We start from the raw sequence: 1,386 nt of genomic DNA on the forward strand, positions 1-1,386 counted from the left end.
GGTCAGGCATAGCACAAGTTGTGAAGAGTACAATAGGGTAAGCTGAGCATCGAGTAGGTAAGCAGTTCATCCTTCTATTTTACCATTATCAGCAGCTGCTCAAGTATTTCTGCCGCGCTGCACTAGTTATCTCTAAACATTGCTCATACCACAGTTCAGCCTGGTCATAGATACCTTGACCTTTATAGAATCTTCCTAAGCCAAAAAAGGGCAATGGTGAATCTTCATCCCTGAGCCAGTCAGTTAGTACTGTGGCAGCTTCGGCTAAATGAGGGATGGCGGGGGTAACTACTGCAATGATTTCTAGAGTTGGTCTATCAGGAATTTCTTTTGCCTTAGCCACCATTGCCTGACAAAAGCTTTGCTTGTAGCTATCAGCCTCTGGTAATTCAGCCAGCTTGGTCTGGAAAAATTCTCGAATTAGTTGATGGAGTCGATAGGTTTTCTGTTCAGTCAGTTGCAACAGATTACGATTGAGCAGAAAGCGATCGCGTATTTCCCACAACTCCGAAGCTCTTAGATTATGAGCACGTTTTCGAGATAGTCGTTGAAAACACTTCCGTATCCATGTTTTGAGACCTTGGCGAGACTCGTGTATTTGTACGCACTGCTCCACTAAGGTCCAGTCAAAGGTAGCAGCAGCAAATAAACTCAGCAGACACCCCAGGTGCTTTGCTTCTTCTGAAAGAGTTGACCAGGTCAACTCAAAGGCCGCTGCTACTCCCAACTCGGCAGTCATATCTTCTGATGGTTGTTCACACAAAGCCTGTGCTTCTAACCGCTTATCCTTCAATTGATCCTGGACTTCTGTTACTTTCAGAGTCGGATGTTCATCAAGATATCGTCCGACTAACTCCAAACCCAAAGGCAAATACCCCAACCATTCACATAACGCTTCTGCTTCGGTTAGTTCCTTGTCAATGCGCTCTTTTCCAACAAGCTGACGTAATAATTCTAATCCTGCTTCTCGGGATAGTACATCCAAGTCAATTCGTCGGTAAGAAGCCCCTGGACGCTGACGACTGGTGACCAGTACTTTGAACCGGGATTCAGCTGGAGGCAAATAAGGTTTAATTCTCTGTTTGTAGTCATTGCTGAAAGAAGCGACATCATCCAGCACGATCAATACTGTTCCTTCTGGCCAATGTCTCCAGCAGTATCTTACCTGCTCCTTGAACTCTAGTGCAGCGCGGTAGAAATGCTTGAGCAGCTGCGGATAATGGTGAAACAGAAGGATGAACCGCTGACCCACTCGATGCTCAGCTCATCCGATTACACTCTTCACAACTAGGCTATGCCTAACCCCCATCCCTTGAGGATGCAATGAGCACGGTAACAGTGAACCAGCTGAGGGCATGATGTCTTCTCAAAAAAAGGAACTAGTTC

General features: G+C 46.0%; 1 protein-coding gene. It reads right to left on the reverse strand.

The annotated features are described in order from the left end of the window. Positions 1–88: 88 nt before the first annotated feature. Positions 89–1,252 carry an NB-ARC domain-containing protein gene (locus F6K46_RS39750; RefSeq protein WP_293069013.1) on the reverse strand — a complete coding sequence of 388 codons (1,164 nt, stop codon included), beginning with the start codon at positions 1,250–1,252 and terminating at the stop codon, positions 89–91. Positions 1,253–1,386 lie beyond the last annotated feature (134 nt).

Origin of the sequence: Moorena sp. SIO3E8, from assembly GCF_010692445.1 — a bacterium.
GTDB classification, from domain to species: Bacteria; Cyanobacteriota; Cyanobacteriia; order Cyanobacteriales; family Coleofasciculaceae; genus Moorena; species Moorena bouillonii.